A 20,836-nucleotide genomic window follows, 5' to 3' on the forward strand; every position below is an offset into this window, starting at 1 on the left:
GGGGCATCGTCGGCTCCAGCGGCACGCGGAGGGAACATGAGACAGCGACGTCTCAACCGGAGTTTCAAGATCGGCACGGCCGGCCTGGCCGCCGTGCTGGCGTTGACCGGCTGCACGGTGGAACGCCACTGGGGTGGCGGCACCACCGCCGGTGGCGGCAAGGCCAGCGTCGGCCTGGTCACCAAGACCGATACCAACCCCTATTTCGTCGAGCTGCGCAACGCGGCCAGTGCCGCCGCGCAGTCACTCGGCGCGGACTTCCACGCGCTCGCCGGTCAGTTCGACGGGGACAACGACGGCCAGGTCCGGGCCATCGAGAACCTGATGCAGCAGGGCGCGAACACCATCCTGATCACGCCGAGCTCGTCCACCGGGGTGCTGGACGCGATCAAGCGGGCCCGCGAGGCCGGGGTGCTGGTGCTCGCGCTGGACACCGCGACCGAGCCGGCGGAGGCGGTGGACGCCACCATCGCCACCGACAACGTCGAGGCCGGCCGTCAGCAGGGCGCCTACGTCAAGGCGGCGCTGGCCGGTGCCGCACCGAAGCTGCTGATGGTGGACGGCACCGCGGGCAGCACGGTGGACACCCAGCGCCACAGCGGTTTCCTCAAGGGCATCGGGCTGGCCGACGACGCGCCGCAGATCCTCGGCCGCACCCCGGCCAACGGCGACCAGAGCCTGGCGCAGCAGGGCGTGGAGAACCTGTTGCAGCGCACCACCGACATCAACGCGGTGTACACCATGAACGAGCCGATGGGCCGTGGTGCCTACGCCGCGCTGCAGGCCCGCGGCCTGGTGGACCGGGTGGCGATGGGCTCGATCGACGGCGGCTGCGAAGGCGTGCAGAACGTCAAGGACGGCGAGTACGCGGCGACCGTCATGCAGTTCCCGAAGAAGATGGCCGAGCAGGGGGTGGCCGCGGCGGTCGACTACGCCAAGACCGGCAAGAAGCCGGCCGGGTTCGTGAACACCGGGTCCGTGGTGATCAGCGACCGGCCGGTGCCGGGCCTGGAGAGCCAGAACACCGACTGGGGACTGCAGAACTGCTGGGGGGACCGGAAATGACATCCGCAACCGCGACCAAAACCGCGCCGCTCGACGAAAAGCCGAGCGTCGGCGAGCTTTTCCTGCGCGCCCCCGCCGTCGGCCCCGCGCTGGCGCTGCTGGTGGCCATCCTGGTGTTCGCCTTCTCCACCGACACCTTTCTCAACCTGGACAACCTTTCCCTGGTGGTGCAGCAGTCGCTGGTGATCGGCACGCTGGCGCTCGGCCAGACGCTGATCATCCTGACCTCCGGGATCGACCTGGCCAACGCGGCCGCGATGGTGCTCGGCACCCTGCTGATGGCGAAGCTGTTCGTCGGCGGGGTGGACGGGATCTTCGCGCTGCTGCTTGGCATCGCGGCCACCGCGGTGCTCGGCGCGGTCACCGGCTCGCTGGTCACCAGGATCAAGCTGCCGCCGTTCATCGTCACGCTCGGCATGCTGACCATGCTCACCGCCACCGCGAAACTGGTCGCCGGTGGACAGGGCGTGCAGATCGACAGCGGGCTGCTCACCTGGCTGGGGACTCGGCGTTACCTGTTCGGCGGCATCCCGGTCACCTACGGCATGACGCTGGCGCTGCTGATGTACCTCGGCATGTGGTACGCGCTGACCAAGACCGCGTGGGGCAAGCACGTCTACGCCGTCGGCAACGCGCCGGAGTCCGCGCGGCTGTCCGGGATCAAGGTCAACCGGACCATTCTTTCGGTGTATGTGACCGCCGGGGTGATCTTCGGGATCGCTGCCTGGCAGGCGCTGGGCCGGGTGCCCAACGCCGACCCGAACGCCTTCCAGCTCGGCAACCTGGACTCGATCACCGCCGTGGTGCTCGGCGGCACCAGCCTGTTCGGCGGCCGCGGCTCGGTGATCGGCACCATGCTGGGCGCGCTGGTGGTGGCCGTGCTCCGGTCCGGGCTGACCCAGCTCGGCGTGGACGCGCTGTACCAGGACGTGGCCACCGGCGCGCTGGTGATCGCCGCGGTGGCGGTGGACCGTTTGGCGAGGAGGAAGTCGTGACCGAAGCAGCGAAGCCCACCCTGGCGGCCCGCGGGCTGGTCAAGCGCTACGGCCGGGTCACCGCGCTGGACGGCGCCGACTTCGACCTGTACCCGGGCGAGGTGCTGGCCGTGGTCGGCGACAACGGCGCCGGCAAGTCCAGCCTGATCAAGGCGCTGTCCGGGGCGCTGGTGCCGGACGCGGGCGAGATCGAGGTGGACGGCGAGACCGTGCACTTCCGCACCCCGATCGACGCCCGGCGCTACGGGATCGAGACGGTCTACCAGGACCTCGCCGTCGCGCCCGCACTGGACATCGCCACGAACATGTTCCTGGGCAGGGAAAAGCGGCGCACCGGACCGCTCGGCCTTGTCCGCAAGCTGGACACCGCCGCGATGCGGGCCGAGGCGCAGCGGGTGCTGGACGAGCTGGGCATCAAGGTCAAGTCGATCACCCAGCCGGTGGAGACGTTGTCCGGTGGGCAACGTCAGGGCGTCGCGGTGGCGCGGGCCGCCGCGTTCGGCACCAAGGCGGTGATCATGGACGAGCCGACTGCCGCGCTCGGTGTCGCCGAGTCCGGCAAGGTGCTCGCGCTGATCGACCGGATCCGCGCCCGCGGCCTGCCGGTGGTGCTGATCAGCCACAACATGCCGCACGTGTTCGACATCGCGGACCGGATCCACGTGCACCGGCTCGGCCGGCGCGCTGCCGTGGTCACGCCGGAGACGCACAGCATGAACCAGGTGGTCGGGCTGATCACCGGTGCGCTGCGGATCGGCGAGAACGGTGAGGTGGAAGAGGTGGCGGCGGCGGTGCGGGCCGGGCTGACGTGATCCTGCTGGCCGGACTGTGCACGGTGGACCTGGTGCAGCGGGTGGCCGAGTTCCCCGGTGCGGGCGAGGCGGCGCGGAAGGTGCAGTCGCGGGCCGTGGACGTCGCCGCCGGGGGGCCGGCGACGAACGCGGCGGTGACCGTGGCCGCGCTCGGTGGGCAGGCCACCCTGCTCACCGTGCTCGGCGCGCATCCGCTGGCCGGCCTCGCCCGCGCCGATCTGGAGTCCTGCGGCGTCCGGGTGCTCGACGCGCTGCCGGAGCACCTGGCGCCGCCCGCGGTCAGCGCCGTGGTGGTCCGCGAACGCGACGGCGAACGCACCGTCGTTTCCCACAACGCCGCCGCCCTCGGCGAAAAGCCGGCTTTTTGCCTTCCGTTCGACGGGCAAATAGCCGACTTTTTGCCCGTACGGGCGGTGCTGGTGGACGGGCACCATCCGGAGCTGGCGCTGGCCGCCGCGCGGTGGGCGCGGGCGAGCGGGGTGCCGGTGCTGCTGGACGCGGGCAGCTGGAAGCCGGTGCTGGACGAACTGCTGCCGCTGGTGGACATCGCGGCCTGCTCGGCGGACTTCCGCGCGCCGGGGCGGTCGCTGCACGAGCGCGGCGTGCCAGCGGTGGTCACCACGAACGGCCCCGCCCCGGTTCGGTGGTCCACTTTGGACGATTCGGGTGAGGTGTCGGTGCCGCGGGTGCGAGCGCGCGACACCCTTGGCGCCGGCGACGTGTGGCACGGCGCGCTCGCTTGGGGTGTGGGCAGGTTCGAGCTGCCCGAGCTGATCGGTTTCGCCAACGAGGTGGCCGCCGAGCGCGTGCGGCACGCAGGTCCGCGGTCCTGGACGGCCGCGGTAAGAGGACTGGTCGCCGGACTGGAAAGAGGAACTTGATGACAACCTTCGACGATTTGCTGGCCAGGGCGCAGGATTTCGCCTCGAGCGAGCGGCGGACCGTGCTCGGCATCGTGGGCGCACCCGCTTCGGGCAAGACCACTCTGGCCTGGGGATTGGCCGAGAAACTGGGCACCAGGGCCGCGGTGGTCGGCATGGACGGCTTCCACCTGGCGCAGGTGGAGCTGCAACGGCTTGGCCGCGCCGAGCGCAAGGGCGCGCCGGACACCTTCGACGCCGACGGTTACGTGCATCTGCTGCGGCGCTTGAAGGACGGCACCGAGACGGTCTACGCGCCGGAGTTCCGGCGGGAGATCGAGGAGCCGATCGCGGGTGCGGTGCCGGTGCCGCCGGAGGTGCGGCTGGTCATCACCGAAGGCAACTACCTGTTGCTGGACGAGGATCCGTGGCGCGGCATCCGGCCGCTGCTGGACGAGGCGTGGTTCCTGGCCCCGGACGAACCGGAGCGGCTGGAGCGGCTGGTCACCCGGCACCGGCGGTACGGCCGCACGCTGGTGGAGGCGCAGCAGCGCGCGCTCGGTTCGGACCAGCGCAACGCGGACCTGATCACCGCCACCGCGCCGAGGGCGGATCTGGTGCTGGAGAACATGCCGCTGGTCAATTTCGCGATCTGACTCCACTATGGGGAGATGAACGGTGTTCTGATCGTTACCGGGGGTAGTCGGGGTATCGGCGCCGCGGTCTGCACCTTGGCCGCGCACCACGGGTACGACGTGGTGGTCAACTACCGCAACGACGCCGACGCGGCGAGCGCGGTGGTGGATTATGCGAAGAGCTGCGGCCGGCGGGCGTTGGCGGTGCGGGCGGACGTCTCCGACGAGGACGAGGTGCGCGGCATGTTCGAAACCGCGTCCGCGCTGGGCCCGATCACGAATCTGGTGAACAACGCCGGCATCACCGGGTTCAGCCCGGGGCGGCTGGACGAGCAGACGGTGACCGGGGTGCGCCGGGTGTTCGACGTCAACGTCACCGGCGTTTTCCTGTGCGCGCGGGAGGCCGTGAAGCGGATGTCCACTCGCTACGGTGGCGGCGGCGGTTCGATCGTGAACGTCTCGTCCACCGCGGCGCGCCTCGGCTCGGCCGGGGAATGGGTGCACTACGCGGCAAGCAAGGCCGCGGTGGAGACGATGACCCTGGGCCTGGCCCAGGAGGTCGCCGCCGAGCGGATCCGGGTGAACGCGGTCGCGCCCGGCATGGTGGAAACCCAGCTGCACGCCGAAGCCGGACTGCACGACCGGCTGGAGCGCCTCGCCCCGAGCATCCCGCTCGGCCGGCCCGCCCAGCCCGAAGAGATCGCCGAAGCGGTGCTGTGGCTGCTTTCCCCGGCCGCGTCCTACGCCACCGGTGCGGTGCTGCCGATCGGCGGCGGCCGTTAGCCGGTCACGCGCTACCTGCCGACTCCGATATCTGCTACCTTCCGTGAATTGATCATGGGAATTTAGCTAGCACGGGTGAGAAATTCCCACCCGATTGGAGTTGAATTGATGCGCAGGGTGACGGTCGCTGGTCTGATCGGTGCGATTCTGGTGCTGGGATTCGGCGCGGCTCCGGCCAACGCCGTCGCCAACGGCAAGGACGCGAGTACCGGGATGTTCCCCTTCGCGGTGAAGCTGACCATGACGGACATCCCGAAACCGGACGGCAGCACCTACGACAGCGCCTGCTCGGCCGGCCTGATCAGTCCACAGTGGATCGCCACCGCCGGGCACTGCTTCCACGACGTGAACGGCAAGCCGGTGAGCGGCCCGGTTCCCTACGATACCACCGCGACGGTCGGCAAGGCCAACACCGACGACGAGTCCGGCACCGTGGTCGACGTGGTGGAGGTCCGCCAGTCCGGGGTGAACGACGTCGCGCTGGCCAAGCTCGCCGAACCGGTGCACGGGGTGACCACGCTGGACGTGGCCACCAGCGCGCCGGAAAAGGACGATGCCCTCACGCTCGCCGGCTGGGGCGCCACCGAGGAGACGAACCCGGTGCCGTCGACCCAGCTGCGGTACGGGAAGGTCGCCGTCGGCAGCGTCGCGGAGAGCACCGCCGGCGTGCACGGCGTGTGGCCGTCCGCCGACACCAGCGCCTGCACCTACGACTCGGGCGCACCGTACTTCGCCGGCAACACCCTGGTCTCGGTGGAGAGCGACGGCCCCGGCTGCCCGCACGACGGCGAGGAGACCACCGCCCGCGTCGACATCCTCGCCGACTGGATCCACCAGCAGATCGGCTAGTACAGCGGTTTCTCCGCCGCCGGGGCGCCTCGCTTGTGCGCCTCGGCGGTGAGATGACAACCGGTGCTCAGCGCGAGTGTGGTGTTGTTGGCGGTGCCGAAGATGAGCTCGGCCCCGTTCGGATGGCGGAGGATCACCTCGTGGTCGGCGGGTCGGTCGACGTTCACGGCGGGCTCACCGAAACCGTGCTGCCGTGCCAGTTCGGCGGTCAGCGAGACCGCGCGCGGCCAGTCCGCGTCGGGCAGGTTGCCCGGCGACTTTCCTGATCGATAGAACCGCGTCTGCCCGTCCGCGCCGAGGCCGGGGAACTTGTCGCCGCAACCCGCGGCGCTCGGCTCATCGTCACTCGGTACCCAGGCCGCGATGCCGATGTCGGTGACCAGCTTTTCGCGGATCGTGGCCAGCAGTCCCTGGTATTCCGCTTCGGCCTGCTCGATGTCCGGACGTTTCATCAGTTCCGCGAAACTCGCGTCCACACCGGCTCCCTCGGGTTTCTCCGCGGTGCACCCACCGAGCAGCAGCGGAGCCGCCAGGCAGGCGGCGAGCGCGGCGCGTTTCAGTGTCATCAGTAGGTCCCGGGTACTGGCCAGGACAGGATGTCGCCGAGGCCCTTGCCGTCGTCGGTGATCGCACGCTCACGCATCCCGCCCACGACCACCCCCATGTTGTACTGGCTCGTGCTGTTGTCGTCCAGGTAGTAACTGTGCCACGCGGACTCGGTCATCGGCTTGTCGGAGCCCGGCAGCACGGACTCCTTCGCCGAGAGGTGCTGCATCCCGTCCATGTGGCTGGGGTCGATGCCGAAATAGCCGAAGTCCCCCACCGGGTCATTGCGCCCCTCGATGTAGTGGGCGTGCCCTTCCGGCACCTTGAGGTCGCCGATGTCGCTGGTACCGAGGCCGGGCGAGCCGAAGAAGACCGCGTCGTCCACGCCGGTGTTCTGCTGCAAGGCCAAACCGGTCGTGGTCGAACCGTAGGAGTGGCCGAGGGCGGTGACGTGCGCGTCCTGGTCTCGCGCGGTGTCGATGCCGTTCAGGAAGGGCGCCAGTTTCTTGGCGCCTTCCTGCGCGGAATGGTCGTCCAGCACGGTGTTGTCGTCGAACAGCACGCCGCCGGGCGTCATCTGCGGTGCCTGGTAGCCGATCCAGCTGACGGTGGCCACGGACTCGCCCTTGCCATACCTGTCCTGCAGGTCCCCGGTCCGCTGTTGCAGGTCGTACATGTTCTTGTCGTAGTCGCCGAGGCTGCCGTTGACGGTGGAGGTGAGGCCGGGGGTGAAGACCGCGACGTGGTCCGCCTTGTCCACATTGCCGTTTGCGACGGCGGCCTCCGCCCGCTCGTTCGACATGTCGAGCACCAGCAGTTGCCTGGTGCCCGGCTGCGACAGCGTGTCCTCGATGGCCTTGATCGATTCCAATTTGGCCTTGACCTGGTCCAGTCCGGCGTCGGCGTTGCTGAACAGGCCGCCGAACACGTTGTCGTCCAGATCGGCCTGCAGCTTGCGGGCCTCGTCCTGGAGACGGGCCTTCTCGGTCTGCAGCCGGGCGCGGTTGGCCTCGTCGCGGGCGGTGAACGGCACGCCGTCGCGGTTGCCGACCCAGTCCGGGTGCTGGGCGATGACCTGGCGTTTCTCCGCGTCGCTGAGGGTGTCCCACCAGCCGGCGTTGTCGCCGGGGGTGCCGATACCGGACGGCGGTTCCAACACGGACAGCCCGCCGTGGCTGGCGCCGGCCTTGGCCGCGGACGCCAGGTCGGTGGCGCCGTCATCGCTGATCTCGCCGTGCATGATGCGGCCGAAGACGCCGTTGAGGTCGTTGTCGATGTCCTGGGCGCGGCGCAGGATCTGCTCCACCCTGTCCACCAGCTCGTCCTTGGTCCGCGTCCGCTCCCGCGCCACGTCGTCGGCCTGCTCGGGCGGCACGTTCTGGGGCGGGGCGGTGTCGGTCACCGAGCCGTCGTCGCCGATGGTGAACCCGCGCGCCTTGGCCAGGCCGTCGGCCTCTTCGACACCGCGTTTCAGCCCGGCCACCGCGTCCGCGCCCTGCATCAGCCCGGACCTGGCCGCGCCGACCCCGGCGACCACGTGTTCCATCCGGTCGGTGACCCGCGTCCTGGTGCCCTTCGCGGTCTCGGCCGAGCCGCCGGACCAGCCGGCAGGGGTGCCCATCGCGGTGAACTCGTCGGCGAGGCCGAGCAGCTGCTCGCCGAGGCCCTTGAGCTGCTGTTCGGCGGTGTCCAGCGGTTCCGGCCGCCACTTCCGGACGTCTCCGTAGCCGACCATCTCCGCTACTTCGCCACGGTCGGGAAGGCCGCCGCGGCGGCTTCCTCGTTGGCCGCGTAGCCGTCGGCGGCGATGCTCAGGTCGTTCGCGTAGCCGTCGGCCTGAGCCACCCAGCCTGACAGGTCGCCGCGCCAGGAGTTGCCCAGCGTGCCGCAGGTTTTGGCGGTCTGGGAACCGGGCATCGCGCTGGCCGCACCGGTGATCGCGCCGGCCAGGTCCACACCGGACACCTGCCGGCCGGCCGAACGGGCCGCCTCCGCCGCCGTGCGCAGCGCCTGGATCTGCGCTTCGTAGCCGCTCACTCTGTGCCCCCGGGGTAGCCGACCGTGCACACTATGACAGCACAGGTGACGGTTCGGTTCCGAGAATCACGCGAATTGGTGCTAGCACGGTGTCGGTTACCGGGAATTCACCGGGGCCGGGTAACTCTGTGCTCCGGCATGGCGCTTTGATGTGCGCGGGGGGTGCGGGCCGGGGCGGGAAAGGACGGCTTTCTTACATGTCCAAGCTCACGTGTGTGCACCATCTGGCGCTCACGGTGACCGACGTAGACCGAAGCGTGCCCTGGTACGTGCGGGTGCTCGAACTCGAGGAGCTCACCCGCCGGGAGGACCCGGACACCGGCCTGCGCAAGGTGGTGCTGCGTTCACCCGACGGCGAGTTCGCGGTGGTGCTGGTGCAGCACCCGGACACCGGCCGCCGCGGTTTCGACGAGCGCCGGACCGGGCTCGACCACGTCGCGTTCAAGGTGTCCACGCACGAGGAACTGCGCGACTGGGAGAAGCGGCTCGCCGAGTACGGCGTCACCTTCACCGCGGCCGCACCTTCGCGCACGCTGGCCGGGTCGGAGGTCGTGGTGTTCCGCGATCCGGACGGGATCCAGCTCGAGGTCTGGGCCGACCCCGAAGACTGAACGGGCTCAGGCGCGGGCGGTCTCGGTGTCGTCCACCGGGCGGCGCATCTCCTGCCGGTAGCGCCACACCCCGAAGCCGGTGCCGAGCACGAAGAAGGCGACGCTGAGCCAGACCACCACGGTCTTCACCCAGGGAATCTGGTCCAGCAGGCCGGCCCCGTAGTAGCCGAGCAGCACCAGCGTGGGCACCCAGAGCAGCCCGCCGGCGGCGGTCGCCAGCATGAACCGCCGCGGGTCCATCCTGGCCGCGCCCGCGATCAGCGGCGCCAGCGTGCGGACCCACGGGATCCACCTCGCCGCCACGATGGCGAAGAACCCCTTGCGGTCCAGGAACGACCTGGCCCGGTCGAGATTGTGCCGGTTGAGCACCTTGCCGCCCCGGCGCGCGATGAACTTCGTGCCGGTGCGCTGGCCGATGTAGTAACCGACCTGGTTGCCGACCACGGCCACCACCAGCGCGGCGGCGGAGAGCAGCCAGGCGTTGGCGTCCGCGCCGTGCTGGGCCAGCACCACCCCGGCGGCGAACAGCAGCGAATCACCGGGCAGGAAAAGCCCGATGATCAGTGCGCATTCGACGAATACGAAGCTCAGCACGATGACCCAGACCAGTGTCGGACCGGCCGTATCGAGCCAGCTCACGCCGAACCCTGCCGACTCCGCGGAAACCAAACTCACGAACCGAGCCTACGTGGAGACGGCGAATCGCACGTCGCCTGTGTATGTATTTCTAGGAAAGGTGGCTGGGTGATCACGCTCGGTGAGGCCGAGGTCGTGAGTGAAAAACGTTCCCTCGGCAACACTTTTCACTCACGACCCTTCGGTCACAGCTCGGGCAGGGTTTCGCCCTGTACGGCCTGGATATCGAGTTCGACCTTGACCTTCGTGCCGACGGCGGCGACTCCGGCCCGCACCATCGCGTTGTAGTTGATTGCGAAATCATTGCGATGGAGCTGCGTTTCGGCATGGAACGCGGCCCGTACTCCACCCCACGGATCCGGTCCGTAACCGCCGTAACGCAGGTCGAGATCCACCGGCCGGCGCTCTCCGTGCAGGTTCAGCTCGCCGGACAGCGTCCAGCTGTCGGTGCTCCGCTGCCGCATGCCGGTACTGCGAAAAGTGATCGTCGGATAGACGTCCACCTCCAGGAAATCGGCGGAACGCAGGTGGTCGTCGCGCATTTTGATGCCGGTGTCGATACTCGCCGCGTTGATCTCCGCGTGCACCGAGGACTGTTCCGCGGGACGGCCGACCACGATCCGGCCGGACAGCTCGCTGAACCGCGCCTTGATGCTGGCGATGCCGAGGTGCCGGGCGGTGGCCACCACCGACGAGTGCATCGGGTCGATCACCCACGGCCCCGCCGGCGGCAGCTCGACTGAGTCCGCCGACGGCTGGAGCCGGATCTCACCGAGCGAGCCGGTGCCGTCCGATGCGACCTGCGCGGTGCGCGCGACCGGGGTGAACCCGGCCGCGGTGAGCACCGCCGTGTACACCCCGGCCGGCAGCGGCTCGGTGGCCAGCCCGCCTTTCGCGTCCGCGGCGACCCGTGCGACCTGGTGGCCGGTCAGGTCGGTCACGGTCAGCACCGCGTGCTCCACGGCCCAGCCTTCGGCCGTGCGCACGTCCGCCCGCAGCCCGCTCATCGACGGTCCAGCGGCGCGAACTCGTCCAGCACCTGGTCGTAGCCGAGCCGCACGTCGTGGCCGGCCTCGCCGCCGCCGACCAGGTTCACCTGGCTGGTGGCCGGCGGGTAGCCGCTGGCCACCACGGTGTACTCACCTTCCGGCAGGTCGTTGACCAGGTAGTGCCCGGCGGCGTCGGTCCTGGCCACCGCGGCCACGTTGCCCTCCTGGTCCAGCACGGTGATCCGCGCGTCCGGCACGATCCGGTCGCCGTCGGTCCTGGCGGTACCGGCCAGCCGCACGGCCCCGGCCAGCTCGACGTCGTGCCGCAGCCGCCCGCTGTCCGCCACGGTCAGCGTGACCGCGATCGGCCGGAACTTTTCGGCGCTGGCGACCAGCGTGTAGCTGCCGGCGCCGACCCCGTTGAACCGGTACACCCCGTCGTCGGTGGTGATGCAGGCCCCGGTCACTTCGCCGCGCTCGTCGGTCAGCGTGACGGTCGCCCCGGCCAGCGCGCTGCCGCGGCCGGCCACCCGGACCACCCCGGTCAGCTCGCCGGAACCGGTGAGCGTGATGTCCAGCCTGGCCGGGGCGTTTTCGCCGACCACCACGCTGGACGCCTGCGGCTGGTGTCCGCCGGCGGACACGATCAGCACGTAGGTGCCCGGGCCGGGGGTGCTCACCGAGTACCCGCCGTCGCCGCCGCCGACGCCCCTGGACACCTGGCGGCCGCGCTGGTCGATCAGGGTCAGCGCGGCGCCCGCCACCGAGCTGCCGTCCTGTCGCCGGACGTACCCGGTGATCGGCGGTCCGCCGGTGTGCACCGGGTGCCCGGTGCTCGCGGCCGAATTGGTGATCGGGTTGGCCATGCTCGACGTGCCGGTCATGGCGGCGTACTCACCGTTGCCGTTCTGCAGCGAGTGCCGCCCGGCGCCGACGAGCTGGGGTTCGCGGATCGCGTCCAGTGCCGCGTCCGCGTCCGCCCAGGTGGTGTCCCGGTTCGCCGGGACGAGCGTTTCGGTGGGCTCGTCCTCGAACAGGGCTTCGCCGCCTTCCAGCGTCGAAGCCGCCGGAGCACCGCTGGCCAGCGGGATCTCCTTCATGAACAGCAGCACCACGAAGGCCAGCAGCGCCACCGCGCCCGCCACGTAGAACACCGTGCTGATCGAGTCGGTGAAGCCGACCAGCACCGGCACCCTGATCTGCTCGGGCAGGTTCGCGATCCCGCTGGTGTTGGTCTGCAGGTCGCCGAGCGCACCGGCGCCGCCGGGCGGCGGGTTGCCGCCGAAGGCCTTGGTGATGTTGCCCGGCAGCACGTTGAACAGGATGGTCAGGAACACTGCGACACCCGCGGTACCACCGATCTGCCGGAAGAACGTGGCCGAAGCGGTGGACACGCCCATGTCGCGCCGCGGGCCGGCGTTCTGCACCGCGATGATCAGCGTCTGCATGCAGTTGCCGAGGCCGAAGCCGATGATCGCGGCCGCGACCAGCGGGTGCCACAGCGCGCTGTCGTACTCGACCTGGGCGAACAGGAACGCGCCCGCCGCGATCAGCAGGGTGCCGATCACCGGGAACACCTTGTACCGCCCGGTCTTCTTGGTGAGCTGGCCGGAGATGATGGACGCGCTCATGATGCCCGCCATCAGCGGCAGCATCAGCAGCCCGGACTCGGTCGGCGTGTAGCCCTGCACCACCTGCATGTACTGCGGGATCATCATGATCGCGCCGAACATCGCGACGCCGACGATGATGCCGCCGATGATCGCCACGGTGAAGGTGGAGTTCTTGAACAGCCGCAGCGGGATCAGCGCGGCATCCTTCATCACGCGTTCGACCAGGATGAACGACACCACGCCGACGGCGCCGATCACGTAGCAGAGGATCGCGCTGCCGGAGCCCCAGCCCCACTTGTTGCCCTGCTCGGCGATGATCAGGAAGGGCACCACGGCGATCACCAGGGTGAGCCCGCCCCACCAGTCGATCTTGTGGTCGTGCCGCTCGTGCGGCACGTTGAGCACCCTGGCCACCACGAACAGCGCGATGATGGCGATCGGCACGTTGATCAGAAACACCCAGCGCCAGCCGCTGATCTCGAAGCCGCCGATGCTGCCGAGCTTGTCGAACCCGGCGAAGAAGCCGCCGAGCACCGGCCCGAGCACCGTCGAGATGCCGAACACGGCGAGGAAGTAGCCCTGGTAGCGGGCCCGTTCCCGGGGCGGCACGAGGTCGCCAAGGATGGTCATGGCCAGCGACATCAGGCCACCGGCGCCGAGGCCCTGCACGGCGCGGAACGCGGCCAACTCGTACATCGAGGTCGCGAACGAGGACGCCACCGAGCCGACCAGGAAGATCGAGATCGCGATCAGGTACAGCGGCTTGCGGCCGTAGATGTCGGAGAGCTTGCCGTAGATCGGCGTGACGATGGTCGAGGTGATCAGGTAGGCGGTGGTGATCCACGCCTGCAGGTCGAACCCGTCCAGGTCGTTCGCGATCTTGACGATCGAGGTGCCCACGATGGTCTGGTCCAGCGCGGCCAGGAACATGCCGGACATCAGGCCGATCAGGATGGTGACGATCTGCCGGTGGGACAGGTTGGGGTGGCTGTCGGTGTCCGCGGCCTTGGCCTGGTCGGCTGTCTGGTCGCCTGGTGGCGGTTGGTCTGCGATGGAGCGAGTCATGCGGTGTGTTCCCCCTTGGCCTGAGCCTGAGCGGGCTCGTCGGCGATCTGCGGAGTGTGTAGTTCCATGTCGGAGTTGAGCCGGTCGAAGAGCCGGTTCAGCGTCTGGCGGTCTTCCTCCGGCCAGTCGGCGAGTACGCCGGCCAGCCAGAGGTTCCGCTGCTTGCGGTTCTCTTCGAAGACCCGGTGCCCCTCAGCGGTGGGTGCCAGCAGGCAGGCGCGGCCGTCCTCGGGATCGGACTGGCGCTCGACCAGGCCGTGCTGCACCAGTGAGCTGCTCTGCCTGCTGATCGTGGAGATCTCGGAGTGCAGCGCTTCGGCCAGCTTGCTGGTGCGCTGCGGCCCGTCGTGGATCAGGGAGAACAAGATCGCGTAGGCGGCTCGCTCGATGCCGTCCGGGCCCTGCTTCGCGTGCTGGGACTTGACCTTGTTGATCAGGCGGATGAACCGGACGAGCTGGTGGCCGAGCTGGTCCGCGAGGTCCAGTTCGGCCGGTGTCGCCGGGCCGGCGTCATGGGGCCGATCGGTGCTGAGTGCCATCACGTGGGTCTTTCGTAGAGAAATGTCTTATTTGCCTGCTGCAACTAGTTGCCTAGAGCAAGGATGCACCCACGGTGACGGTTTCTGCCACTGGTTTACGCCGAGTGTGTGGCAAGACACTTTAGTTGCTACACGCAAGCTTGTTGGGCCTGCGCCTTCGTCCACCTGATCCGGACCGATCCGAGCAGCTCACCGCGCCCCTCGGTACCGGGGCCGGTCCGCCAGACGGTGATCAACCAGAGACCGGGCTTGGCCCGCACGCGCCCGAGGAAGTCCTCCGCGCACCCGGACGTGTAGCGGCTGAACCACTCCCGCCGGGCTTCGGGTTTGTGCGCGAAGGTCCAGCCGTGGTCCTCGACGCGCTCGGTGTACTCGTGCACGCGGTTGTCCTTGGCGATCTCTCGCCGGTACTCGAGCCGGTACCAGTAGTCCCAGGTGGGCATTACCCGCATGGTGCGGGCGGAAACCGAGGTCGGAACGGGTGTCGCGGAATTCCGCATCGGTATTGCGGAGGGATGATTGCGAACACGCCGCGTGTCGGGAGGTAACCGGTGAGTACCCAGCAGTCGCCGCCGTTTCATCGCAGGCGCCTGGGCAAGGTGCTGCGTGAGCTGCGGGAGTCGGCGCGGCTGTCGCCCGGTGAGGTGTGCCGGGCGCTGGAGTTCTCCCCGGCCAGGCTGAGCCGGATGGAGAACGGTCAGACCGCGCCGGAGGTGATCGTGGTCAAGGGCATGCTCGACCTCTACGGCATCCCGGTCAACGACTGGGAGCCCTACCTGGAGATGACCCGCGAAGCCAGGAAAAAAGGCTGGTGGCAAGCCTATGGCGTGCCCGCGCACGCCTACGTCAGCTTGGAGACGGCCGCGAACTCGGTGAAGGAGTTTGCGCTTGCTTTCATCCCTGGGCTCCTGCAGACCGAGTCATACGCGCGGGCGGCGTTCCAGATATCGCTACTTCGGCGAGTCGCCGCAGAGCCGGGTCCGCAGGCGCTGGTGCGAATCCAGCGGCAGCAGCGACTGACCGATCCGGATGATGAGCTGGAGTTCGAGGCGATCATCGATGAGGGCGCCCTGAGGCGGCCGGTCGGCGGTGATGCGGTGATGCGCGAGCAGTTGTCGAAGGTGGTTGCACTGGGGGCCCTGCCCAATGTCACCGTGCGGGTGCTTCCGACGAGTGCGGGCGCGCATCTCGGGATGAACAGCGCCTTCATTCTGCTCGGCTTTCCCAGCGAGGAGGAGCCCGACATGGGCTATGTCGATCACGTTGGCGGCTCGGTCCGAATGGAGAAGGAGGACCAGGTCCGGACCTGTAAACTCACCTTCGACCGATTGCGTACCAAGGCGTTGTCGCCTCCCGACTCGGTGGCGCTTGTCGGGCGGTTGATCGCCGGGATGTAGAGGGGCGCTGCCATGTCCACTGTGGACCTATCCGGTACCCGGTGGCGTAAGAGCAGCTTCAGCGGCTCCAACGAGTACAGCTCGTGTGTCGAGGTCGCTTTTCTGGAGCGGGCGGTGGCCGTCCGGGATTCCAAGGATCCCGCCGCCGGTGCGCTGCTCCTTTCCGCCGCCGCCTGGCGGTCAGCGCTGGACGAGTTCGTGCAGTAGCCCGGCGATCCGGTCCGGGTTGGTGAGCATGGCCAGGTGGTCCGCGCGCTCGCGCAGCACCGGCCAGCCGCGCCGGCCGGCTTCGTCGGCCACCGGGGCGTACGGCTCGCTGAGCTGGAGGTAGGCGCTCGGCGGCGCGGCCACCACCGGGGCGGCTTCTTCCAGGTAGGCCAGCGGTGTCGGTTCCAGCTCGGCCACGAACCGGTCCCGCAGCCCTTCGTCCGGGAGCAGCCCGGTGAACATCTCGGGCGGGAACCATTCGTGCCAGCGCGGCAGCAGTCCGTTGCGGGCCAGGCCGAGCAACTGCTCGCGGCGTTCGGGCGGTGCGGAGTCGAACCAGCTCGCGCCGGGGTGCGGCAGGGTCGCGTCCACGTAGATCGCCGCGCGTACCTCCAGCGCCTCCGCGATCGCGGGCAGCAGGGTACCGGCCGAACTGTGCCCGACCAGCACCACTTCGCCGGTGGCGCGCACCGATTCGGCCAGCCGCCGGTGGTACGGCGGGCCGCCGGGCAGGATTCCGGCGAACGACGGCACTTCGGCCCGATGGCCGTGTTCGCGCAGCCGGGCCGCGACCGGCTGCCAGGTCAGCGGTCCGGTGAACGGGCTGTGCAGCAGTACCAGCGTGGCCATCAGCCCATTCTGGCGGGCAGCGCCGGAATGGGGCGTCCGCCGTTCGGTGTTGAGCCGGTCATGTCGAATGACCAAGCACTGCACGCCCTGCTGGCCGCCCGCGACCTCGGGGTGCTGGTGACGCTCAAGCGCGACGGGCGTCCGCAGCTTTCCAACGTCAACCACCACTACGACGCGGCGAACCGCAGGATCCTGGTCTCGCTGACCGACGGCCGCGCCAAGACCTCGAACATCCGCCGCGATCCGCGGGTGAGCTACCACGTGAGCAGCGCCGACGGCTGGCAATACGTGGTCGCGGAAGGGAATGCCGAGCTTTCCGAGGTCGCCGCGGACCCGCATGACGCGGCCGTCGAGGAGCTGATCGAGCTGTATCGCGTGATCCGCGGCGAGCATCCCGACTGGGACGAGTACCGCGCGGCGATGGTGGCCGACCGCCGCCTGGTGTTCCGCCTGCCGGTGGACCGCGTCTACGGCATGGCCCGTTGACATGTGACCTTTTGGTCACCTATTCTTCTCGTATGACGGACGACGACCGCGTGTTCAAAGCGCTCGCCGACCCGACGCGCCGCTTCCTGCTCGACCGGCTCTTCGACCGTGACGGCCGCACGCTCACCGAGCTGGAGTCCGAACTGGAGATGACGCGCTTCGGCGTCATGAAGCACCTGCGCGTGCTCGAGGAGGCCAATCTCCTCGTGGTGCGCAAGTCGGGCCGGGAAAAGCTGCATTTCCTGAACGCGGTGCCGATCCGGCTGATCCACGACCGGTGGATCGACAAGTACACCGAGCGTCGGATCGCCGCGCTCACCGATCTCAAGGCCGAACTAGAGGAGAAGACCATGCCCACCAAGACCGAGAACAAGGTCGTGTACGTCCACCGCGTCTACATCAAGGCCACCCCGGAGGCGATCTGGGACGCGATCACGAAGCCGGAATGGACGCAGAAGTACGGCTACCAGTGCCCGGTCGAATACGACCTGCGCCCCGGTGGCGAGTACAAGGCGTTCGCCAGCGACGCGATGAAGGCGTACGGGGACACGCCGGACGTGCTGATCACCGGCGAGGTCATCGAGTGCGACCCGCCGCGCAGGCTGGTGCAGACCTGGCACCCGCAGTGGGAGCCGGTGGAGGGCGTCACCCGGCTCGTGCACGAGATCGTGCCCGGCGCGGACGGTGTCACGTCACTGACGGTCACGCACGAGCTCGCGGACTCGCCGAACACCGCGGCCATGGTCAACGGCGAGGTGGAGAACGCAGGCGGCGGCTGGCCGGAAATCCTCAGCGACCTCAAGACCCTCCTCGAAACCGGCAAGTCCCTGCACTCCTGACCTTTAGTCCGTGAAGGTGCCCTTGCCTACCTTCAAGGTAGGCAAGGTGCCCTTCACGGACGCCAGGCGCGGGCGGGGGTGGAGAGGACGCGGGGGGTGCGGACGCCGGGGCGGACTTCGCCGCTGATCACCAGCAGCTCGTCGTCCCAGGTGACGGCCGGGGTGGTCACCGGCGGCGGTCCGGGGAACAGGCCGGCCACCTCCCACCGCCGCCGGCGCAGGTCGTAGCGCAGGATCTCGGTGTTGTCGCCGGTGTGGTGGTCGTAGATCCAGGTGATCGCGTCGTTGTGCACAGCCCATTCCGGCGAGCCCGGTGGATACCGGGCGGCTAACGCGGTTTCGCGCTGGATCAGGTTCCAGCGGTCCAGATCCTTGTCCCCGCCGACGACGAGCAGATACCGGTCGTCCACCGGGTAGGCCAGTCCGGCGGTGACGCACCAGGGCAGGTCCGCCTCCCGTTGCCAGCGGGCGCGGACCGGGTCGTAGGAGTAGACGTCACGGTGGAACCGCCATTCGCCGTCGCGTTGCCCGCGCCCGCTGAGCAGGAAGAACCGGCCACCGAGGGCGGCGCCGACGGCGACCGTGCGGGGTTCGCCGGGCCAGCGCGGCAGCACCTGCCAGCCGGTGTGCGGGCGGTCGGTGTCCAGCGCGAAGAAGTCGCCGCCCTCGGCGATGTACACCGTGGAGCCGATCATCCCGGCCACCGCGTAGGACATCGGCCTCGGCAGCGGCGGCAACGGCTCGGTGACCAGTTCTCCTTGGTAGCGAAGGAAGAAGACGTCCGCGAAGATCTGCACAGGGCTGTTCTTGGCGCCGTCCGGCCCATGGCGGAAACCCTCGCCGCCGAGCACCAGCAGCCCGCGGCTGGTGCGCACGGTGGCCGCGTACGCCAGGCTCGTCGGCAGCCGCAACGGCTGGTCAATCCACTGTGGACCGTCCGGGGTTCGGCGTAGCACGAAGGCCTCGTCCCAATAGACCTTGCCGAGCACGGTGGCCCGGTTGCTGGTCAGCGCGGGCTCGGGGAAGTTCGCGCCGCCGGCGGCGAGCACGTACTCGCCGGACTGGCCGGCGACCATCCCGGCCAGCCCGAGCTGCCGCCAGAAGGGCGCGTGCACCGGTACGTGCGGTGAGAAGTCCACCCGGTTCGGCGGCAGCTCCGGCAGTTCCGTCCACAGTGGACCCGTGGAGGTGGCTTCGGCTTTTGGCGCACCCGCCATCGCCACGCCGGTCAGGCCCAGCGCGCCGAGCGCGGCCCGCCGGGTGAACCCGCTCATCCGGCCACCTCGGCCAGCGCAAGCCGGTGGAAGACGATCTTCTCGTACGGCCCGGCGTCGCCGGTTTCGTAGAGCAGCCCGAGGTTCCGCCGGTCGAGCTGCACCAGGTCGGAGTACGCGGCGGGCGCGGGCGACACCGGGTGGCCGTCGCGCCAGCTGCGTCCGCCGTCTGCGCTGACCCGGACGCGCATGGCGGCACGGCTGTCCGGCGAGGACGGGCCGGAGAACAGCAGCACGTCCGGCCGCGACGTTTGCAGCACGCTGCCCTGCACTTGCGGCCCGGCCAGCGCGGGCCGTCCGGTGTAGGGCGCGGTCAGGCTCCGGCCGCCGTCGCGGCTGTAGGCGTCCACCCGGTTGCCCGGTTCGCTGCCGCCCTGGTCGCGCGCGTTGAAGTACACCGTGCCGTCCGGCAGCTCGGCCGCGGTGCTCTCGTTCGCGTTGACCCGACCGTCCGGCTCACTGTCGGTGAACCCGATCCGCCAGTTCCGGCCGCCGTCGTCGCTGTAGATCGCGTGCCCGCCGTAGTACTTCTTCTCCGTGCCCACGTCCGCCGAACCGGCCGGCGGCGCGCTGGAATGGTTGGCGGGCACCACGATCCGGCCGCTTCGCAACACGATCGCATGCCCGGGGCCGGTGGCGTACCAGCGCCAGTCCGCGGCCTTGGTGTCCGCCGTGATGTCCCTGGTGGCGCTGAAGTCGCGCCCGTCGTTGTCGCTGTACTGCACGTGGACCCGGCGCGTTTCGGCGTCGGACGCCTGGCCGGACATGATCACCGACTCGGTCGCCTCCGGCCCGTTGTGCGTGGTCAGCAGCACCACTCGGCCGTTCGCGGTCACCACCGGGCTCGGGTTTCCCGCGGTACCACCGGTTTTCGAGGTGGTCACCACGCTCAGCGGCCCCCAGTGGCAGCCGCCGTCGGACGAGCGCCGGAGCACGGTGTCGATGGCGCCGGTGTCCCCGGCCGAGTCGTGCCGCCCTTCGGCGAACGCGAGCAGCGTGCCGCGTTTCGTCTCGACCACGGCCGGGATGCGGAAGGTGTGATAGCCCGCGTCACCTGCCGCGTAGGGCACCGAACTCCGGCAGGACGCCGGGCTCGCCCCCGCTTCCGGAATCCCGGCCAGCCCCGCCGTCAGCACCACGGCCACCGCCGCGCCAGTCCACCGGAATCCCACCATGCCTCCCAGACATAGGACATCCTATGTCTAGGAAACCTAGATCGCGCTGTACTTCTCGTCAATGGTTCGCTGAGCGGTGGTGCGGAAATCGTGGTTCGTCCCAGCCCCAGCCCCCCACCCTCCCTGGGGGGCGGCCCCGCTCCAGCCTATCGCCGCACGGGCCGGCGGCTGCCGCTGAAGGGTGAGTTGTCCACAGGGGGCGGCAACTGTGGACAACTTCGCGCGGGGGTCAGAGGCCGAGGCGGCGCAGGGTGGTGGGGAGGTCGTCGAGCAGCGGGGTTTCGGTCTCGCCGAGGGCGGCGCGGAGGTAGAGGCCGTCGCCGACGGTGGCGATCAGGTCGGCAGTCAGTGCGTCCGGGGTGTGTTCCAGCAGCAGGGCGCGCCATTTCGCGGTCGCCTCGCGCATGGCGTCGGAAACCCGTGGCAGGTGCATCATGCGGATCGCGGCGAGCGTGGTCCGGTACAGCCGCTCGTCCCGCAGCACCTCGGCCATCGAGGACCGGATGTAGTAGCTCGCCACCCCCTCCGGCGACTCGCGGGCGGTGGCCAGATCCTCCTCGGTCAGCTCGTACAGCCGGCCGATCAAACCTTCGAGCAGGGCGTCCTTCGAGCCGAAGTGATAAAGCAGGCCGCCCTTGGACACCCCCGCCTCCGCGGCGACGGCTTCGAGCGTGACCGACGAAGGGCCGTGCTCGATGAGGACGTCCTGGTAGGCGTCGAGGACCCGGTCGCGTGCTGAGGGCTTCGCCATAATGAGTTGGACTATACCGTCTGGACGGTTTACTCTCGATGC

The 20,836-nt window shown here is 69.5% G+C and carries 24 protein-coding genes; 12 read left to right on the plus strand and 12 right to left on the minus strand.

Annotated features, from left to right (window positions below):
* The first annotated feature begins 36 nt into the window (after nucleotides 1-36).
* The 7 genes from AMYNI_RS0117415 (at nucleotide 37) to AMYNI_RS0117445 (ending at nucleotide 5,999) form a co-directional block, all read left to right on the plus strand.
* Complete coding sequence (locus AMYNI_RS0117415; RefSeq protein WP_020669306.1) at nucleotides 37-1,065, plus strand: substrate-binding domain-containing protein; 1,029 nt, start codon at nucleotides 37-39, stop codon at nucleotides 1,063-1,065.
* Nucleotides 1,062-2,060 (plus strand): ABC transporter permease, encoded by a 999-nt coding sequence (locus AMYNI_RS0117420; protein WP_020669307.1) that lies wholly within the window; start codon nucleotides 1,062-1,064, stop codon nucleotides 2,058-2,060. Before AMYNI_RS0117415 ends, AMYNI_RS0117420 begins: the two co-directional genes overlap by 4 nt.
* Nucleotides 2,057-2,872, plus strand: coding sequence for an ATP-binding cassette domain-containing protein (locus AMYNI_RS0117425; protein WP_020669308.1), 816 nt, complete (start codon nucleotides 2,057-2,059; stop codon nucleotides 2,870-2,872). Before AMYNI_RS0117420 ends, AMYNI_RS0117425 begins: the two co-directional genes overlap by 4 nt.
* Entirely contained in the window at nucleotides 2,872-3,753 is an 882-nt protein-coding gene (locus AMYNI_RS0117430) for a PfkB family carbohydrate kinase (protein ID WP_026360577.1), read from the plus strand. The genes AMYNI_RS0117425 and AMYNI_RS0117430 overlap by 1 nt, the downstream gene beginning before the upstream one ends.
* Nucleotides 3,753-4,388 carry a nucleoside/nucleotide kinase family protein gene (locus AMYNI_RS0117435; protein ID WP_020669310.1) on the plus strand — a complete coding sequence of 212 codons (636 nt, stop codon included), beginning with the start codon at nucleotides 3,753-3,755 and terminating at the stop codon, nucleotides 4,386-4,388. The genes AMYNI_RS0117430 and AMYNI_RS0117435 overlap by 1 nt, the downstream gene beginning before the upstream one ends.
* A gap of 15 nt (nucleotides 4,389-4,403) precedes the next feature.
* On the plus strand, nucleotides 4,404-5,150 hold the full coding sequence (locus tag AMYNI_RS0117440) for an SDR family oxidoreductase (protein ID WP_020669311.1): 747 nt from the start codon (nucleotides 4,404-4,406) through the stop codon (nucleotides 5,148-5,150).
* Nucleotides 5,151-5,258: 108 nt separating this feature from the next.
* Nucleotides 5,259-5,999, plus strand: coding sequence for a S1 family peptidase (locus tag AMYNI_RS0117445; protein ID WP_020669312.1), 741 nt, complete (start codon nucleotides 5,259-5,261; stop codon nucleotides 5,997-5,999).
* Here the strand turns inward: AMYNI_RS0117445 and AMYNI_RS0117450 are convergent.
* From AMYNI_RS0117450 to AMYNI_RS0117460, 3 genes are read right to left on the minus strand one after another with little or no spacing between them, the layout of a single operon-like run.
* Entirely contained in the window at nucleotides 5,996-6,565 is a 570-nt protein-coding gene (locus AMYNI_RS0117450; protein ID WP_020669313.1) for an LppA family lipoprotein, read from the minus strand. The genes AMYNI_RS0117445 and AMYNI_RS0117450 overlap by 4 nt on opposite strands.
* A complete protein-coding gene (locus AMYNI_RS0117455) occupies nucleotides 6,565-8,280 on the minus strand; it encodes an alpha/beta hydrolase (RefSeq protein ID WP_020669314.1) in 1,716 nt (571 codons plus the stop codon). Before AMYNI_RS0117455 ends, AMYNI_RS0117450 begins: the two co-directional genes overlap by 1 nt.
* Before the next feature lie 5 nt (nucleotides 8,281-8,285).
* Nucleotides 8,286-8,582 (minus strand): hypothetical protein, encoded by a 297-nt coding sequence (locus AMYNI_RS0117460; protein ID WP_020669315.1) that lies wholly within the window; start codon nucleotides 8,580-8,582, stop codon nucleotides 8,286-8,288.
* A gap of 197 nt (nucleotides 8,583-8,779) precedes the next feature.
* Here AMYNI_RS0117460 and AMYNI_RS0117465 point away from each other — a divergent pair, with 197 nt between their 5' ends.
* Nucleotides 8,780-9,193 (plus strand): VOC family protein, encoded by a 414-nt coding sequence (locus AMYNI_RS0117465; RefSeq protein ID WP_020669316.1) that lies wholly within the window; start codon nucleotides 8,780-8,782, stop codon nucleotides 9,191-9,193.
* Nucleotides 9,194-9,199: 6 nt separating this feature from the next.
* On the opposite strand, the gene AMYNI_RS0117470 is transcribed toward AMYNI_RS0117465, so the two are convergent.
* The 5 genes from AMYNI_RS0117470 to AMYNI_RS0117490 form a co-directional block, all read right to left on the minus strand.
* Nucleotides 9,200-9,868, minus strand: a complete 669-nt coding sequence (locus AMYNI_RS0117470) for a DedA family protein (protein WP_026360578.1) — start codon at nucleotides 9,866-9,868, stop codon at nucleotides 9,200-9,202.
* A gap of 146 nt (nucleotides 9,869-10,014) precedes the next feature.
* A complete protein-coding gene (locus tag AMYNI_RS0117475; RefSeq protein ID WP_020669318.1) occupies nucleotides 10,015-10,836 on the minus strand; it encodes a YceI family protein in 822 nt (273 codons plus the stop codon).
* A complete protein-coding gene (locus AMYNI_RS0117480) occupies nucleotides 10,833-13,496 on the minus strand; it encodes an MFS transporter (protein ID WP_020669319.1) in 2,664 nt (887 codons plus the stop codon). The genes AMYNI_RS0117475 and AMYNI_RS0117480 overlap by 4 nt, the downstream gene beginning before the upstream one ends.
* Nucleotides 13,493-14,035: a MarR family winged helix-turn-helix transcriptional regulator gene (locus AMYNI_RS0117485; RefSeq protein ID WP_020669320.1), complete on the minus strand. Its 543-nt coding sequence runs from the start codon at nucleotides 14,033-14,035 to the stop codon at nucleotides 13,493-13,495. The genes AMYNI_RS0117480 and AMYNI_RS0117485 overlap by 4 nt, the downstream gene beginning before the upstream one ends.
* Before the next feature lie 128 nt (nucleotides 14,036-14,163).
* A complete protein-coding gene (locus AMYNI_RS0117490; protein ID WP_020669321.1) occupies nucleotides 14,164-14,478 on the minus strand; it encodes a hypothetical protein in 315 nt (104 codons plus the stop codon).
* A 108-nt stretch (nucleotides 14,479-14,586) separates the two neighbouring features.
* On the opposite strand from AMYNI_RS0117490, the gene AMYNI_RS0117495 reads away from it, so the two are divergent.
* Nucleotides 14,587-15,432: a helix-turn-helix domain-containing protein gene (locus AMYNI_RS0117495; protein ID WP_020669322.1), complete on the plus strand. Its 846-nt coding sequence runs from the start codon at nucleotides 14,587-14,589 to the stop codon at nucleotides 15,430-15,432.
* Between the two features lie 12 nt (nucleotides 15,433-15,444).
* Nucleotides 15,445-15,639, plus strand: coding sequence for a DUF397 domain-containing protein (locus AMYNI_RS0117500; RefSeq protein ID WP_020669323.1), 195 nt, complete (start codon nucleotides 15,445-15,447; stop codon nucleotides 15,637-15,639).
* Here the strand turns inward: AMYNI_RS0117500 and AMYNI_RS0117505 are convergent.
* On the minus strand, nucleotides 15,613-16,269 hold the full coding sequence (locus AMYNI_RS0117505; protein WP_020669324.1) for an alpha/beta fold hydrolase: 657 nt from the start codon (nucleotides 16,267-16,269) through the stop codon (nucleotides 15,613-15,615). The two genes, AMYNI_RS0117500 and AMYNI_RS0117505, sit on opposite strands and share 27 nt — an antisense overlap.
* 60 nt (nucleotides 16,270-16,329) lie before the next feature.
* Here AMYNI_RS0117505 and AMYNI_RS0117510 point away from each other — a divergent pair, with 60 nt between their 5' ends.
* Both AMYNI_RS0117510 and AMYNI_RS0117515 read left to right on the plus strand, forming a co-directional pair.
* Nucleotides 16,330-16,755, plus strand: coding sequence for a PPOX class F420-dependent oxidoreductase (locus tag AMYNI_RS0117510; protein WP_020669325.1), 426 nt, complete (start codon nucleotides 16,330-16,332; stop codon nucleotides 16,753-16,755).
* Between the two features lie 32 nt (nucleotides 16,756-16,787).
* Nucleotides 16,788-17,594, plus strand: coding sequence for an ArsR/SmtB family transcription factor (locus AMYNI_RS0117515; RefSeq protein WP_020669326.1), 807 nt, complete (start codon nucleotides 16,788-16,790; stop codon nucleotides 17,592-17,594).
* Nucleotides 17,595-17,647: 53 nt separating this feature from the next.
* On the opposite strand, the gene AMYNI_RS0117520 is transcribed toward AMYNI_RS0117515, so the two are convergent.
* The 3 genes from AMYNI_RS0117520 to AMYNI_RS0117530 form a co-directional block, all read right to left on the minus strand.
* Nucleotides 17,648-18,868 (minus strand): hypothetical protein, encoded by a 1,221-nt coding sequence (locus tag AMYNI_RS0117520; protein ID WP_020669327.1) that lies wholly within the window; start codon nucleotides 18,866-18,868, stop codon nucleotides 17,648-17,650.
* The gene (locus tag AMYNI_RS0117525; RefSeq protein WP_020669328.1) at nucleotides 18,865-20,043 is read right to left on the minus strand and encodes a sialidase family protein; all 1,179 of its coding nucleotides are present in this window, start codon (nucleotides 20,041-20,043) and stop codon (nucleotides 18,865-18,867) included. The genes AMYNI_RS0117520 and AMYNI_RS0117525 overlap by 4 nt, the downstream gene beginning before the upstream one ends.
* Nucleotides 20,044-20,272: 229 nt before the next feature.
* Nucleotides 20,273-20,794 (minus strand): TetR/AcrR family transcriptional regulator, encoded by a 522-nt coding sequence (locus AMYNI_RS0117530; RefSeq protein ID WP_020669329.1) that lies wholly within the window; start codon nucleotides 20,792-20,794, stop codon nucleotides 20,273-20,275.
* Nucleotides 20,795-20,836 lie beyond the last annotated feature (42 nt).

The organism is Amycolatopsis nigrescens CSC17Ta-90 (assembly GCF_000384315.1).
Lineage (GTDB): Bacteria > Actinomycetota > Actinomycetes > Mycobacteriales > Pseudonocardiaceae > Amycolatopsis > Amycolatopsis nigrescens.

What these genes read in the sequence shown, in the direction of transcription:
- AMYNI_RS0117415 (WP_020669306.1), top strand. Translation starts at nt 37, where the DNA reads ATGAGACAGCGACGTCTCAACCGGAGTTTCAAGATCGGCACGGCCGGC.
- AMYNI_RS0117420 (WP_020669307.1), top strand. Translation starts at nt 1,062, where the DNA reads ATGACATCCGCAACCGCGACCAAAACCGCGCCGCTCGACGAAAAGCCG.
- AMYNI_RS0117435 (WP_020669310.1), top strand. Translation starts at nt 3,753, where the DNA reads ATGACAACCTTCGACGATTTGCTGGCCAGGGCGCAGGATTTCGCCTCG.
- AMYNI_RS0117440 (WP_020669311.1), top strand. Translation starts at nt 4,404, where the DNA reads ATGAACGGTGTTCTGATCGTTACCGGGGGTAGTCGGGGTATCGGCGCC.
- AMYNI_RS0117445 (WP_020669312.1), top strand. Translation starts at nt 5,259, where the DNA reads ATGCGCAGGGTGACGGTCGCTGGTCTGATCGGTGCGATTCTGGTGCTG.
- AMYNI_RS0117450 (WP_020669313.1), bottom strand. Translation starts at nt 6,565, where the DNA reads ATGACACTGAAACGCGCCGCGCTCGCCGCCTGCCTGGCGGCTCCGCTG.
- AMYNI_RS0117455 (WP_020669314.1), bottom strand. Translation starts at nt 8,280, where the DNA reads ATGGTCGGCTACGGAGACGTCCGGAAGTGGCGGCCGGAACCGCTGGAC.
- AMYNI_RS0117465 (WP_020669316.1), top strand. Translation starts at nt 8,780, where the DNA reads ATGTCCAAGCTCACGTGTGTGCACCATCTGGCGCTCACGGTGACCGAC.
- AMYNI_RS0117475 (WP_020669318.1), bottom strand. Translation starts at nt 10,836, where the DNA reads ATGAGCGGGCTGCGGGCGGACGTGCGCACGGCCGAAGGCTGGGCCGTG.
- AMYNI_RS0117480 (WP_020669319.1), bottom strand. Translation starts at nt 13,496, where the DNA reads ATGACTCGCTCCATCGCAGACCAACCGCCACCAGGCGACCAGACAGCC.
- AMYNI_RS0117485 (WP_020669320.1), bottom strand. Translation starts at nt 14,035, where the DNA reads ATGGCACTCAGCACCGATCGGCCCCATGACGCCGGCCCGGCGACACCG.
- AMYNI_RS0117490 (WP_020669321.1), bottom strand. Translation starts at nt 14,478, where the DNA reads ATGCCCACCTGGGACTACTGGTACCGGCTCGAGTACCGGCGAGAGATC.
- AMYNI_RS0117500 (WP_020669323.1), top strand. Translation starts at nt 15,445, where the DNA reads ATGTCCACTGTGGACCTATCCGGTACCCGGTGGCGTAAGAGCAGCTTC.
- AMYNI_RS0117505 (WP_020669324.1), bottom strand. Translation starts at nt 16,269, where the DNA reads ATGGCCACGCTGGTACTGCTGCACAGCCCGTTCACCGGACCGCTGACC.
- AMYNI_RS0117510 (WP_020669325.1), top strand. Translation starts at nt 16,330, where the DNA reads ATGTCGAATGACCAAGCACTGCACGCCCTGCTGGCCGCCCGCGACCTC.
- AMYNI_RS0117515 (WP_020669326.1), top strand. Translation starts at nt 16,788, where the DNA reads ATGACGGACGACGACCGCGTGTTCAAAGCGCTCGCCGACCCGACGCGC.
- AMYNI_RS0117520 (WP_020669327.1), bottom strand. Translation starts at nt 18,868, where the DNA reads ATGAGCGGGTTCACCCGGCGGGCCGCGCTCGGCGCGCTGGGCCTGACC.
- AMYNI_RS0117525 (WP_020669328.1), bottom strand. Translation starts at nt 20,043, where the DNA reads ATGGTGGGATTCCGGTGGACTGGCGCGGCGGTGGCCGTGGTGCTGACG.
- AMYNI_RS0117530 (WP_020669329.1), bottom strand. Translation starts at nt 20,794, where the DNA reads ATGGCGAAGCCCTCAGCACGCGACCGGGTCCTCGACGCCTACCAGGAC.